9 protein-coding genes are annotated in these 13,858 nt (G+C 70.4%); 4 read left to right on the forward strand and 5 right to left on the reverse strand.

What is annotated here, in order from left to right:
* The first annotated feature begins 339 nt into the window (after positions 1-339).
* Entirely contained in the window at positions 340-3,063 is a 2,724-nt protein-coding gene (locus IE318_RS23475) for a LamG-like jellyroll fold domain-containing protein (protein ID WP_189903397.1), read from the forward strand.
* Positions 3,064-3,391: 328 nt separating this feature from the next.
* Entirely contained in the window at positions 3,392-6,649 is a 3,258-nt protein-coding gene (locus IE318_RS23480; RefSeq protein ID WP_189903484.1) for a GH92 family glycosyl hydrolase, read from the forward strand.
* A gap of 38 nt (positions 6,650-6,687) precedes the next feature.
* Here the strand turns inward: IE318_RS23480 and IE318_RS23485 are convergent, their stop codons facing one another.
* Entirely contained in the window at positions 6,688-7,230 is a 543-nt protein-coding gene (locus IE318_RS23485) for a GNAT family N-acetyltransferase (RefSeq protein WP_189903398.1), read from the reverse strand.
* Between the two features lie 211 nt (positions 7,231-7,441).
* On the opposite strand from IE318_RS23485, the gene IE318_RS23490 reads away from it, so the two are divergent.
* The gene (locus IE318_RS23490; protein WP_189903400.1) at positions 7,442-8,197 is read left to right on the forward strand and encodes an SCO4225 family membrane protein; all 756 of its coding nucleotides are present in this window, start codon (positions 7,442-7,444) and stop codon (positions 8,195-8,197) included.
* A 159-nt stretch (positions 8,198-8,356) separates the two neighbouring features.
* Here IE318_RS23490 and IE318_RS23495 read toward each other — a convergent pair whose 3' ends face one another.
* The 3 genes from IE318_RS23495 to IE318_RS23505 all read right to left on the reverse strand — a co-directional run bounded on the left by IE318_RS23495 (position 8,357) and on the right by IE318_RS23505 (position 10,728).
* On the reverse strand, positions 8,357-9,151 hold the full coding sequence (locus IE318_RS23495; protein WP_229903707.1) for an SGNH/GDSL hydrolase family protein: 795 nt from the start codon (positions 9,149-9,151) through the stop codon (positions 8,357-8,359).
* A gap of 219 nt (positions 9,152-9,370) precedes the next feature.
* Positions 9,371-9,529, reverse strand: a complete 159-nt coding sequence (locus tag IE318_RS23500) for a hypothetical protein (RefSeq protein WP_189903402.1) — start codon at positions 9,527-9,529, stop codon at positions 9,371-9,373.
* A gap of 491 nt (positions 9,530-10,020) precedes the next feature.
* A complete protein-coding gene (locus tag IE318_RS23505; protein ID WP_189903404.1) occupies positions 10,021-10,728 on the reverse strand; it encodes a TetR/AcrR family transcriptional regulator in 708 nt (235 codons plus the stop codon).
* Between the two features lie 162 nt (positions 10,729-10,890).
* Between IE318_RS23505 and IE318_RS23510 the strand changes: the two genes are divergently transcribed.
* Positions 10,891-12,114, forward strand: coding sequence for a saccharopine dehydrogenase family protein (locus IE318_RS23510; RefSeq protein WP_189903406.1), 1,224 nt, complete (start codon positions 10,891-10,893; stop codon positions 12,112-12,114).
* 152 nt (positions 12,115-12,266) lie between these two features.
* Here the strand turns inward: IE318_RS23510 and IE318_RS23515 are convergent, their stop codons facing one another.
* A complete protein-coding gene (locus IE318_RS23515) occupies positions 12,267-13,670 on the reverse strand; it encodes an MFS transporter (RefSeq protein WP_189903408.1) in 1,404 nt (467 codons plus the stop codon).
* Positions 13,671-13,858: the final 188 nt, after the last annotated feature.

Raw genomic sequence — 13,858 nt, forward strand, 5'->3', positions numbered from 1 at the left:
GTGGCTTCCGGTGCGAACTCTAGTGCGCCGGGTGGCCCGTTGTGCGGCGAACCGCACCGTACGGTCCGCTTCGGCCGTGATCGCCGCCCCGTCGGAGCGTCGGGACGCCGAGCCGGTGGGCCTCGGCGACCGGGAATGCGGTACGCCCGAGAAGCCTGCCGTGACGCCCAACACACCGAAATTCCCTCCCAGATGTGCCAAGTGCGCTGCATGACGTGTCATGTACTCGTATGGTTCGCGGAACAACAAAACATGCGTGCGAGCCCGTTCGGATCCGGGGAAGACCGGCGGGCTCGTCGAGGCAGGGGTCCGTGACCGGGCCCCGGAGCCGGGGGGTACATGAGAAGATCCAGGCGGCTGAGCGCCGCCCTCGTCCTGTCCACCGCGGCCGGCCTGGGCCTGGTGGCCCTGCCGCAGCCGGCCGCCGCACTGACCCCGCCCGTCGCCTTCACCGCCGACGACCTGCCGACCTGGCAGACCAACGGCATCGTGTGGGCCCTGGCGGAGGCACACGGCACCGTCTTCGCGGGTGGCACTTTCTCGCAGGTGCGCCCGCCCGAGGGAGGAAGCGGCACCGCCCAGAACGTGGTGAACTTCGTCGCGCTGGACGCGGCGACCGGCGAGCCCACGTCATGCAAGCTGTCCTTCACCATCGGCAGCGGCACCGCGACCGTGCGGGCGCTCGCCGTCTCGCCGGACAAGAAGACGCTGTACGCGGGCGGTTACTTCGGCGCCGTCAACGGCACGCAGGTCAGCAGCCTCGCCGCCATCGACATCGCCACCTGCACACCCAAGGCCGGCTTCCACCCGAGCGTCTCCGCCACCGTGCGGGCGCTCGCCGTCACCGACGACACCGTGTACCTCGGCGGCGACTTCTCCTCCGTCGGAGGCAGCGCCCACGCGCGGTACGCGGCGGTCGACGCCACCAGCGGCGCGGTCAAGCCGTTCCAGGCCGACGTCGACGAGCCCGGCCGTGCCGTCGCGGTCACCCCGGACGGCAAGGACGTCGTCCTGGGCGGTGACTTCTTCACCGTCAACGGCGCGAACTCGCACGCCCTGGCCGTCGTCGACGCGACCACCGGCGCCAACGTCCGCACCTATCCGGGATTCATCGAGAACAACTCCGTGGTCAAGTCGATCGACACCGACGCCACGGGCTTCTACACCGGCAACGAGGGCACCGGCGGCGGCGTCTTCGACGGCCGTATCGCCCTCGACCTGTCCACGCTCGACCAGCGGTGGCGCGACACCTGCCTCGGAGCCACCCAGGCCGTCAAGTCCTACCAGGGCGTGGTCTACAGTGCCTCGCACGCCCACGACTGCTCCAGCGTCGGGGAGTTCCCCGACGGGCGCCGCCACCACCTGCTCGCGGAGCCGACGACCGGCACCAGCAAGCTGGGCTGGTTCCCGGACACCAACGACGGTCTGGGCGAGGGCATCGGCCCGCGCGCCATGGTGGTCTCCGAGACCTCCGACAACAAGTACATGTGGGTCGGCGGTGAGTTCACCACCGTCAACGGCTCGCCGGCCCAGGGCCTCACGCACTTCGCGGCCTCCCCGGACACCGGCGCGCCGTCGGTGCCTTCGGCCAGCGCCGAGTCCGTGAAGCCGACGGAGGCCCATGTCCGCTGGCGGGCCAGTCTCGACACCGACGACACCAAGCTGACGTACAAGGTCTACCGCAACGGCGGTGCCACGCCCGTGTACACCGTGGACGGCGACTCCGTGGAGTGGTCGCGCCCGCAACTGTCGTTCACCGACACGAACGTCACCGCCGGCTCCACCTACACCTACCGGGTGACCGCCACCGACGGGGCGGGCAACACCTCGGCGCTGTCGTCCGCGGCCACGGTGACGGTGCCGACCTCCGCCCAGAAGTACGCGGCCCGGGTGCTCGACGACGGCGCGACCCTTTACTGGCGCTACGACGAATCCGCCACTCCGTTCGTCGGCGACACCTCGCCCGGCGACCAGAGCGGCATCCACCTCAACGGGCCCTCGCTGCGCCAGACCCCGGCGGCCGTGACGGGTCCGTCCACCGCCATCGGCTTCGACGGCACCGACCAGCAGGTCTACAGCGACAAGCGCACCACGGTGCCGAGCCAGTACTCGATCGAGACGTGGTTCAAGACCACCACCGACCGGGGCGGCAAACTCGTCGGGTTCGGCAACAACACCACGCAGGCCAGCAGCAACTACGACAAGCACATCTACATGCGCAACGACGGCCGGCTGGTCTTCGGCGTGTGGACGGGGACCGCCCGCATCATCACCTCGCCCGACAGCTACAACGACGGCACGTGGCACCATGTCGTCGCCACCCAGGGCACCTCCGGGATGGCGCTGTACGTGGACGGCAGCCAGGTCGGCACGCTCGGCGAGACGAACAACCAGAGCTACACCGGCTACTGGCACGTCGGCGGCGACAATCTCAACGGGTGGCCGAACCAGCCTTCCAGCAGCAACTTCGCCGGGCAGATCGACGAGACGGCGATCTACCCGTCGGTGCTGAGCGCGGACCAGGTGCAGAGCCACTACACCCTGGCCTCGGCCCCGGCCGACAGCGTGCAGAGCGTTCGAGCCTCGGACGACACCTACGTCAACGCCGGTGCCACCGGGACCAATTACGGCACCTCCACCTCGCTGGCGGTCCGCGGCAGCTCGGCGTACGAGACGTATCTGCGCTTCGACCTGCCGGCCGCCCCGGCCGGTACGGTGCTCAAGAGCGCGCGGCTGGCGGTGAAGACCACCACGCTGAGCAGCGCGGGCAGCACGGACGACGTCTCCGTGCGGCCGGTCACCGGAAGCTGGACGGAGGCGGGAACCACCTACACCTCCAAGCCCGCCGTGTCCTCCACCGTCGTCGGCACCCTGAGCGGGGCCACCGACCTCTCGACGGTCTACTCGGCGACCCTCGACACCGCGGCACTCTCCCCGGCCCTGGGAGGCGCCTACGACCTGGCGCTCACCAGCACCGGGACGGACGCGCTGTGGCTGTGGTCCAGTGAGGCACCGGCCGCGGAGAACACCCCGCAACTGGTGCTGACCTTCGGGGCGCCGTAACCCTCACCGCAGTCCCCGTGTGCGGGGCACCGGACCGTCAACCGGTGCCCCGCACACCCCAGTCCGCCACGCTGGGATCACCGACACCCTTGACACCACCCGACTACAGAGGGAGCATCCTCCCGATTCACTGACAACGTTGTCGGCAGTCCGGGCGGGAAGCGGACGCGCCTGATTCCGGCGCGCCTTGACATACCGTCAGGCAGGAAGGGCAGGAGCCGTGCCAGGCTCATCGATACGTCAGACTCATGTGGGGGACCGGCGCCGTCCGGGACGGCGAGCTCTCGGCGCCGTCGCGACGGCCGCCCTGGTGGCCGCAGCGACGGCCATGACCGTCACGCCCGCCTCGGCGGCAGCGGGCCGGGGCGAGGTCAAGGACCCGGTCTCCTACGTCAACCCGCTGATCGGCTCGTCCAACGCGGGCAACACCTACCCCGGCGCCGTCCGGCCGTTCGGCATGCTGGCGTGGAGTCCGCAGAACTCCCGCGGCAACCAGGTCTCGACCCCCGCTCCGGGCGGTTACCAGTACAACGCGACGAAGATCCGGGGCTTCAGCCTCACGCACCTCAACGGCGTCGGATGCTCCGGCGCCAACGGTGACATCCCGATCATGCCGTACGTCGGCGACGTCGACTCCTCGCCCACTGCCGACACCACCGACTCCAAGTACGCCAGCACCTTCTCCCACGCCAACGAGACGGCATCGGCCGGCTCTTACAAGGTGGGCCTGGACAGCGGCGCCTCCGCCGAGCTGACGGCCACCCCCCGTACCGGCTCGGGACGGTTCGGCTTCCCCGCGGACAAGCCCGCCAGCATGCTGTTCCGCACGTCGAACTCCGAGAGCGGCAGCACGGCCGCCGACGTCCACGTGAACGCCGCCGACAGGACCGTGACCGGGTCGGTCAGCGCCGGCAACTTCTGCGGGCCGCAGAGCGCGAACAACCGCAAGGATCTGTACACGCTCTACTTCACCGCGCACTTCGACACGCCATTCGCCAAGTCCGGCACCTGGACGGACGGAAACCTGCAGCTGGGCTCCACCTCCGCCAAGGGCGGCACGGGCTTCACCTCGTCCGGCAACCCGGTGGCAGGCAAGGGCTCGGGGGCCTACGTCACCTTCCCGGCGGGCACCACCCACGTCCAGGTGAAGGTGGCCGTCTCCTACGTGAGCCCGCAGAACGCGGAGGCCAACCTCCGTGCGGAGAACCCGCCGGCCAAGACCTTCGGCGCCGTCGAGTCCCAGGCGAAGGCGGCCTGGAGGAAGGAACTGAGCAAGATCGAGGTGAGCGGCGGCAGCGACGCCCAGCGCACCACCTTCTACACCGCGCTCTACCATTCGATGCTGGAGCCGACCCTCACCAGCGACGTCGACGGCCGCTACCTGGGCGCCGACCGCAAGCCGCACAGGCTGGCCAAGGGGCAGAAGGCGCAGTACGGCACCTTCTCCGGCTGGGACCAGTACCGCGCCCAGGTGCAGTTGATGACCCTGCTGAACCCGAAGGCCGGCAGCGACTACGCCCAGTCCCTGTTCAACTACGCACAGCAGAGGGGCGGCGAGTGGGACCGCTGGCTGCTGGAGAACGGCAAGACCAGCGTCATGTCCGGCGACCCCTCCGACCCGGCGCTCGCCGGCATCTACGCCTTCGGCGGTCATGACTTCGACGTGAAGGGCGCCCTGAAGTCGCTGGTGACCGCCGCGACCGTGCCCACGGCGAACGACTCGGACAGTGCGGGCTGCAACGTGGAGTGCGTGGGGCAACGCCCCGCGCTCGACAAGTACCTGACCCTCGGTTACGTACCGTCCGACGGCTGCCACTGCTGGGGCGGCGCCGCCGAGACACTGGAGGACGCGGCGGCCGACTTCGCCCTCTCCTCGCTCGCCGGCCGGATCGGCGACCACGCCACCGAGAGGAAGTTCCTCGACCGCTCCGGCAACTGGACCAACGTCTTCGACCCCAACGCCACACCGCAGGGCGGCTACATCCGTGACCGCAAGGCCGACGGCACCTGGGTGGGGACGTTCACCCCGGGCACCGGCAGCGGATTCGTCGAGGGAACCAGCGCCCGCTACACCTGGATGGTCTACTCCGACGTGGCGGGGCTCGCCAGTGCCATGGGCGGCCGCGACGCGGCCGTCGCCCGCCTCGACTCCTTCTTCCGCACCCCCGACGGGGCCTTCGACTTCTCCGCCGAGGACGGCACGCGCTACGACCCGACCAACGAACCCGACATCAACGCGCCCTACCTCTACGACTACCTCGGAACGCCGTACAAGACGCAGGAGACGGTCCGCGCGGAGATGGACCAGCTGTGGAACGACACCCCCGGCGGTATCCCCGGCAACGACGACGCCGGGACGATGTCGTCCTGGTACGTCTTCTCGGCGCTGGGCATGTACCCGCAGGTGCCCAGCCGTGCCGACATGGTGCTCTCGGCACCGCTGTTCCCGCACGCCGTGATCCACACCGGGAACCACAGGACCATCACGGTCAACGCGCCCGCCGCGTCCGCGGACAACCTCTACATCCAGAGCCTGAGGACCGACGACAAGAAGTCCGACAAGCCCTGGGTCCCCGCCTCGTTCGTCACCCACGGCGGCACCCTGGACTACACCCTCGGATCCAAGCCCGACACCTCCTGGGGCAGCGCCAAGGCCGATGCGCCGCCGTCCTTCCCGGGCGGCGGAGTGAAGTTCTTCACCGGCCTCACCCCCTCCAAGCTCAAGGCCGAGCCCGGTGGTGACGCCGCCACCGCGACGGTCAGGGTGCAGGCACTCCAGGAGCAGGACACCGAGGTCCACTGGACCGCCACACCCCCGGCGGGCATCACGGTGACACCCTCCCAGGGCGAGTTCACGGTGCCGGGCGGCGGATCAGCCGGCGCGAAGGTCTCCGTCTCGGCCGCTGCCGGGACGAAGGAGGGCTTCTACACCGTCCCGGTGACGTTCACGTCGTCGTCGGGTACGGCGCTGCCGAAGACGTCCGCATCGGTGACCGTCGCCGCCCGGAACAGCATGCTGTGGAACGTCAACAGCAACGGAATCTCGGCCGACGACACCGACCCGCAGGCCAACTTCGACGGCGAGGGCTGGAGTTACTCGGCCACCGCCCTCGCAGCCGTCGGCGTGGAACCGGGCGGCACCGTCTCCTCCGGCGGCTTCACCTTCACCTGGCCCGGGGCCGCCGCCGGTGACCCCGACAACATCGAGGTCGTCGGAGGCGGTCAGGTGCTCGCCGTACCGGCGGCCGCCGGCGCCACGAAGCTGAGTTTCCTGGGCAGTGCGGCGGAAGGGGCGGCGAGCGGCACGGTGACGCTCACGTACACCGACGGCACGACCCAGCAGGCCCAGATCGGCTTCAGCGACTGGACGCTCGGCGGCGGTTCGCAGAAGCCCTCCTTCGGCAACACGGTCGCCGTCACCACCGCCTACCGTGACGTACAGGGTGGCGGCAAGGACCCGGTGGCCACGGACGTCTTCGCCACCGCGCCCGTCGCGCTGGAGGCGGGCAAGCAGCTCGCGAGTGTGACGCTGCCCGCCACGACGAACGGCGGCGTGATCCACATCTTCGCGGCGGCGACCGCCTGACCGCCGATCCGACCGGTTGCGGCCACGCACAGGCCTGCTCAGCCCTGAGAAGGGTTGAGCAGGCCTTCGCCACGTACCAGTTCGGTGGCCAGGAGGTCCATCAGGAGACCGTCGTGCCAGGTGCCGTCCGGGCCACGCTCGTACTGCCGCATGATGCCGACCGGCCGGAAGCCGACCTTTGTGTAGCAGCGGATCGCCGCGGTGTTGTCGGCCGCCGGATCGATGATCAAACGGTGATAGCCGTGGACATCGATGAGATGGCAGGCCAGAGTCCGCACGGCCTCGGTGCCCAGGCCCCTTCCATGCACCGTGGGATCGAGGAAGAGATCGATGCCGGCGTGCCGGTAGTCCGGCTCGTCCTCGGCGTACCACTGGATCATGCCGATGATCCGTTGTCCGTGGTCGATGGTCAGGGGCCGGGTGCCGGGGTCCTCCAGATCGGCTGCGATCTCTGCCTCGAGTTCGTCTCCGCCTCTCCAGCGTGCACGCACTTCGGGCGTGGCCCGGATGGCGGCCAAGGCACGGAGGTCTTCACGGACGGTGGGGCGGAGGATGAGGGAGGCCCCGCGCAGCACAGTCATGACCGGAACCTTACGTGACCGGCGGGCCTCGGATCGGCTCGGTGCCGATGCCGGATGCCGGTTTCCGCCCCGGTCGGGATGCGCGTCACCAAGTGTGACTGAGCACCTTGTGGGTTCTGCCGTCCTTCCGATGAGTACCTGTACTCATGCCTGGGCGCTTCCTGTGGCCCACCGTGGAATCACCGACCCGACCGACCCGAGGGAACGCCCGATGCCGACTGCCGCTCGCCCACGCCGTCTTCCGCGCCTGCGCCGGCTCCTCGGCCTGGCCACGGACAACTGGCTCGCCCGCATCTATCTGGCTGTGCTCGCCGCCTCTGTGCTGGTCATGTTCCTTTCTCCGGAGAGCACCCTCGCCGCGAGCCCTCTGGTACTCACGGCGCCCCTCTCCTTCGTGGGCGTGGTCCTCCCCTTCGGGCCCGGCACGGAGGGCGGCGGAGCGTCCGAGGTGCTGGCCACCGGTTACTGGGTCGCATGGCTTCTGTTGTGCGCACTTGTGAACGCCGCCGTGCTCGGTGCCCTCGCCGCGCGGTCCGCGACCCCCGAATCGCCCGGCGCGCGTGACTCCCTCCCGCCTGTCCCGGACTCGTCCGGACAAGCGGCGAGAGACATGGCGCGTTCTGCGCGGGCCCGCCGTCGAGGAGCTCGGGTCCTGCTGATGCCCGCGGTGGACAACTGGCTCGCGCGCGGGTATCTCGCCGTGGCCGCGGCGTCGCTGGGGTTCTTCCTGTACGCCGTGTTCGTGTCGCAGGACCCGGGATTCGCCGGGATCTGGCCGCTCATGGCCACCGCACCGCTCAGCATCCTCGCCCTGCTGGTGGCAAGCCCCGCGGAGTACTCCTCGTTCTCCTGGCTGAGCCCGCTGATCTTCTCCGCCGGTGTCGCCGTGTCCGCGTTGCTCAACGCCGTACTGCTCGGCCTGCTCGCACACAGGCTGCGGGCGCGGGAACCACGCTCGGCCACCTGAGCGACGCGCGAAACAGCTCGGGCCTTTCCGGGTCGACGGGACCGGAAGGGGCCATGACGGACGCCGGTTCCGTGCACCGGCATGGACGAGGCAGGGCCCCTGTCCGCGGGCAGTTCTGCGGACGAGGCCCTGCCAGGTGTCGGGGCGTCAGGAGACGCGTCAGCTCTTGGCGTTGAGGACGGGGTAGTAGCCGGAGGCGTGGCCCGTGGCGGTGGGGTGGTAGGACTCCCAGCTCGGGGAGACCACCAGGGAGTGCAGCCAGTCGTCCCCGGAGCACAGTTCGTGGCCGTTGAAGGTGGAGCGGACGTCACCGAAGACGAAGCCGTGGGCCGCCGCCCGGCCGGCGATGACGTTGTCGAGGACGTCCGCGGCCTCGTCGATCTTGCGGTGCTTCGTGTCGCTGAGCCCGACGCAGAAGACGCCGAGCGTGTACACGTGCGGGTACCCCAGAACGACCACCTTGGCATTGGGCGCCTTGGCGCGGATCGCGTTGTAGGTGGCGTCGAGGCGGGCGGGAAGCGTGTTCTGGGCGTAGCTCTCGGCCTGGTTGACCCGGTTGACGCAGTCGGTGTCGGAACCGGTGACGCAGGTGGTCATGACGTCGGAGAAGCCCGCGTCGTTGCCGCCGATGGTGAGGGAGACCAGTGTGGTGGAGGAGTTGAGGGGCCCGAGCTGGGAGTTGGTCACATCCGTGGTCACCGCTCCCGAGCAGGAGGTGTCGGCGAACGCCGAGGGGGCGTGGGCGTTCTTCCACAGGTACGGGTAGGCGTTGAAGCTGCGGTGGCAGCTACCGCTGTTACTGTCGTAGTTCCCGGCGCCGTTGCCGGCGGAGTAGGAGTCCCCCAGCGCGACGTAGACCGGTCCGGCGGCCTGTGCGGGAACGGCCAGGGTCAGGCTGAGCAGCGTGGCGAAGCACAGTGTGGCGAGAGCTGTCAGGGACTTGATGGGTCTCACGAAACCTCCCGAAGCAAGAGCCGGCTGCCAGGGGTGGGGCAGCAGGCGGGTGACTGGAACGTCGTGTTCATGGCAGGACCGCGCGGACTTGCGCGTCCTGGCCATGCCTTGGGTGCGGGCAAGTCGAACGTGAAGGGCCGCCGTGCTGAGGGGCGGTGGGCGCACGACGGATGACGGAGCATCCGGTGTGTGTGCTGTGAGGGAGTGATCAGCTGAGCATCAGTGCGGGGTGACGCCGTACGGGCTCAGCACCTCGGTCATGGCCCGGAACGGGGCGATACTGTCCGAGGTGCAGGTGTCGCTGCCGCCGGAGAGCGGACCGCTCGCCGTCGTGCCGTCGAGCGGGGGAACGCCCAGATCGGCGGGCGCAGCACACATGTTGGTCTGGATGAGGCGGCAGACGCTCTGGCCGCTTGCGTGGTTGACGGTGGCGCTCAGGGCTCGGGCGGTGCCGCCGTGGCCATGGTGGGGGGCCCGGTCCGGAGTCGGGGGCCCCCGTCCGGGCGGCGCCCGGGATGCTCGGTGGCCTGTGTCGTGAGCGCTGCCGCCGCCGACAGGTGGGACGCCGTGGCGATCGGTCCGGCGGGTGGTGTGGTGTTGGACGTCCTGATCCGCACGCGTTCCTCCTGAAGGTGGGGAGGTCGGTCAGCAGGTACGACAACGGCACGGGAGTTCGCCGAGCCCGCAGGCTAGGCATGCTCCTGACAAGTTCAATACGAGAGTATTCCGGGGTGCGGGGCGGTCGGCAAGGAGTCGGCGGGGAGAATTTACGCGCGTAGCCCCGGGACGTGTCCCAAAGGGACATCAACCCCCTTTGGGCGGCGCGCAGATGAGCCGACGTCATGGCCCGGTGGCCGAAGCCGCCGGCGTCACGCCCCGACGCGGGACAGCTGCACGTCTATGTGCTCCAGCAGCATCTCCAGGGCGGCCGGGAAGGCGCTGTGCGGCATGCGCCGGGCGAGGAGATGCGCGGTGGCGGCGATGTTGGGATGAGACTCGGCGGGCAGGCGCGCATACGTGGACCGCCACATCTCCTCGTCCCGCGTACGAGCCTCGTCCGCCAGCGCGAGGGATCCGGCGTCGAGCGCGGCGAAGGCGAGACTCTGGTCGATGAACGCGTGGTACACGCCGACCGCCACCGGGTCGGGCAGCCCGGCGCCGCGCAGGATGCCGAGGATGGTCTCGTCCACCGCGATCTCGCGTGGTCTGCCGGTGACCCGGCTGGCGGTGAGGACGGCGGCCTGCGGGTGGGCGAGGTAGGAGGCGTGGATGGCCCGCCCCAGAGCACGCGGGTCCGCGCGCCAGTCACCGGTGGACGTCCAGCTGTCCAGGGCCCGCCCCATCAGCTCGTCCCCGATGGCCCGGGCCAGATCGTCCATGCCCGCGAAATAGCGGTACAGAGTGCTCGGATCGGCGCCGAGCGCCGCCCCCAGACGGCGTGCCGTGAGCCCGGTGCTGCCGTGCTCGCGCAGCACGCGCAGAGCGGTGCGCACGATGATCTCCTCGGACAGCACGGTGCCGCCGTGTGTACGCCGGCGCCGCTGACGCGCGGCCTCCGGCACGACTTGCTTGGCCATCTCCGCCGCACCCTCCTCCGGCCCGCCTGCATGCCGCCCGTACGCCACCTGCAAGCCGACTCGCCTCGAGCTTATGCCAACGCAGTTGACCTTACAGTCCCGCGTCGCGTTGCATCGACCCCGTCCGGAGGCACTCGCCTCCGGGAACGAAAGGTGTGTGACATGCGCGTACTTCTCGTGGGTGCGGGTGGCGTGGGGACGGCCGTCACCCGGATCGCGGCTCGCCGCGAGTTCCTCACCCACATGATCGTCGCCGACTACGACCTCTCCCGCGCCGAAGCCTCGGTCGCGGCGCTGGGGGAGCGCGGTGCCCGGTTCGGCGCACGGCGGGTGGACGCCTCGGACTGCGACGCGGTCCGCCGGATACTCCTCGAGGAACGGTGCGACGTGCTCCTCAACGCCACCGACCCCAGGTACGTGATGCCGCTCTTCACCGCGGCTCTGGAGGCCGGGGCGCACTACCTGGACATGGCGATGTCGCTGTCCGCCCCGCACGTCGCGCGTCCCTACGAGGAGTGCGGTGTGAAGCTCGGCGACGAACAGTTCGCCCTGGCCCGGCGCTGGGAGGACGCCGGACGGCTGGCGCTGGTCGGCATGGGTGTCGAGCCGGGGCTGTCCGACGTCTTCGCCCGGTACGCGGCCGACGAACTCTTCGACGACATCGAGGAGATCGGTGTCCGCGACGGCGCGAACCTGACGGTCGAGGGCTACGGCTTCGCACCGTCCTTCAGCATCTGGACGACCATCGAGGAGTGCCTCAACCCTCCGGTGGTCTACGAAAGGGACCGCGGCTGGTTCACCACCGCCCCGTTCAGCGAGCCCGAGGTCTTCGACTTCCCCGAGGGCATCGGGCCGGTGGAGTGCGTCAACGTCGAACACGAAGAGGTTCTGCTGATCCCTCGCTGGGTGGACGCGCGCCGTGTCACGTTCAAGTACGGCCTCGGCGACGACTTCATCGCCAAACTGAAGACCCTCCACGAGTTGGGACTGGACGCGACGACCAGGGTGACGGTGCCTGGGGACGACGGGCCCGTACGCGTCTCCCCGCGCGACGTCGTCGCCGCGTGCCTGCCCGACCCGGCCGGACTGGGGGAGCGGATGACGGGCAAGACCTGTGCCGGCACATGGGTCAAGGGCACCAAGGACGGGTCGCCGCGTGAGGTGTACCTCTACCACGTGGTCGACAACCAGTGGTCGATGCGCGAGTACGGCTCGCAGGCCGTCCTCTGGCAGACGGCTGTCAACCCGGTCGTCGCCCTGGAACTGCTGTCCACCGGCGACTGGTCGGGCAAGGGCGTCCTCGGCCCGGAAGCTCTGCCCCCACGCCCCTTCCTGGACCTCCTCACCGCGTACGGCTCTCCTTGGGGCATGCGCGAAGAGAACTGATCGCAGGCGAGGAGTGTCAGGGGCCACGCCCTCATGGCCGCCCGGACACGGCGAGGGCAGGGAGCGGGTGACCGCATCCCTGCCCTCGCTCTCCCACCTGCTGTGTGGGCGGTCGTCATGCGCTGCGGACGCGCGGCCTCCTCACGGGTCGCCTACGGCGCCACGTCCTCCAGCCGCTGTCCGCTCGTCTCCTCCGCGCCCGCCGCTGCCGTGACCGACCCCGCGAGGGCCACCACCGCCAGGGTCACGAAGACGGTGCCGAGCGCGCCGTCCGCGTAGACCGCGCCGACCACGATCGGGCCGAGGATGACGCCGACGCGGTTCAGGGCGCCGCCGACGCTCGAACCCAGGGCCCGCATGCGGGTGGGGAACAGCTCGGGGGTGTACAGATACAGGCAGATGTTCGCGCCGAAGAGGAACACGCTCCCCAACGAGGTCCAGACGAGCACGCCCGTCGCGGAGCCGCCGGAGAAGAGGCCGAGGAGCAGCAGGGCGACCGCGGAGCCGCCCAGGCACCACATGAGCGTGCGGCGGCGGCCGGCGCGGTCGACGGTCAGGGCCACGACGAGGCAGCCGACCAGGCCCGCGCAGGACGTCACGGTGGAGTAGCCGAGGGCGGTGGACAGGTCCAGGCCGAAGTGGGTGCGGTAGATCGTGGGCAGCCAGGACGTGATGCCGTAGTTGACGAAGTAGCCGGCGAACCACAGGGCGCCGACGACCAGGGCACGCCTGCGGTAGCGGCCGGAGAGGAGTTCGCGCAGGCCGCCCCTGCCCGCGGTCCGGTGTGCGACGGGGGCCGGGGGTGCGGGTTCGGGGAGGGGGCCGCCGGTGATCCCCTCGACCTTCTTCTCGATCGCGGCCATGGTGTCGAGCGCCTGTTCGTGGCGTCCGTGGTCGGCGAGCCAGCGCGGCGACTCCGGCACGTACCGGGCGACGACGAGGCACAGCACGCCCGGGATCGCGGCGAGCCCGAACATCCAGCGCCAGCCGAGCAGCGGCACCAGCCACGAGGCGAGCAGCGCGCACGCCGTCAGACCGGCCGGGAACACCAGCTCGTACAGCAGGACGAATCGGCCCCGCTGGTGGGTGCGCGTGATCTCGGCGATGAAGGTGGCCGCGACCGGTACCTCGCCGCCGATGGCCAGTCCCTGGACGAACCGGGCGGCCATGAACGGTGCCGGTGAGGTGCACAGGGTGAGGGCCAGGTTGCACAGGCTGGACACGGCGATGCAGACCGCGATCACCTTCACCCGGCCGACGCGGTCGGCCAGGCGGCCGGACAGCAGCGCGCCGGCGAGCATGCCCACCGAGCCGACGGTCATCAGGGCGGTGGTCTGGCCGGTGCCGAGGTGCCACGCCGCGCGCAGCTGGGGCAGGGCGTAGGCGATGAGCAGCTGGTCGAAGGCCTCGAAGAAGGTCACCGCGCCGATGACCAGGCGGACGGTGACGTGCCAGCGGCACAGGGGCAGGCGTTCGAAGCGGGCGCCGATGGCGGCGGCGAGCGCCGCGGTGTCCGGGTGGCGGCCGGCGGCGGCATGAGGGGCGTCGATCGTCATGGAGAGGTCCTCCGGCTCCCGCGCGGCGTGTCGGGGGACGAGCCAGGGCGCGCGAGAGGGTTCGGGCCGTACGGGGCGGGGCCGGGCGGCCCTGCGCACGCGTGGCAGTGAGGGACGGGAGGGGGGACGGCGGGTCGGTACGGGTGCCCGGGCGCGCCGGCGGATCTCGCCGCCGGCTCGGTGGGATG

This window comes from Streptomyces spiralis, assembly GCF_014654675.1.
GTDB lineage: Bacteria > Actinomycetota > Actinomycetes > Streptomycetales > Streptomycetaceae > Streptomyces > Streptomyces spiralis.

What these genes read in the sequence shown, in the direction of transcription:
- IE318_RS23515 (WP_189903408.1), bottom strand. Translation starts at nt 13,670, where the DNA reads ATGACGATCGACGCCCCTCATGCCGCCGCCGGCCGCCACCCGGACACC.
- IE318_RS23475 (WP_189903397.1), top strand. Translation starts at nt 340, where the DNA reads ATGAGAAGATCCAGGCGGCTGAGCGCCGCCCTCGTCCTGTCCACCGCG.
- IE318_RS23510 (WP_189903406.1), top strand. Translation starts at nt 10,891, where the DNA reads ATGCGCGTACTTCTCGTGGGTGCGGGTGGCGTGGGGACGGCCGTCACC.
- IE318_RS23500 (WP_189903402.1), bottom strand. Translation starts at nt 9,529, where the DNA reads ATGTGTGCTGCGCCCGCCGATCTGGGCGTTCCCCCGCTCGACGGCACG.
- IE318_RS23480 (WP_189903484.1), top strand. Translation starts at nt 3,392, where the DNA reads ATGACCGTCACGCCCGCCTCGGCGGCAGCGGGCCGGGGCGAGGTCAAG.
- IE318_RS23485 (WP_189903398.1), bottom strand. Translation starts at nt 7,230, where the DNA reads ATGACTGTGCTGCGCGGGGCCTCCCTCATCCTCCGCCCCACCGTCCGT.
- IE318_RS23505 (WP_189903404.1), bottom strand. Translation starts at nt 10,728, where the DNA reads ATGGCCAAGCAAGTCGTGCCGGAGGCCGCGCGTCAGCGGCGCCGGCGT.
- IE318_RS23490 (WP_189903400.1), top strand. Translation starts at nt 7,442, where the DNA reads ATGCCGACTGCCGCTCGCCCACGCCGTCTTCCGCGCCTGCGCCGGCTC.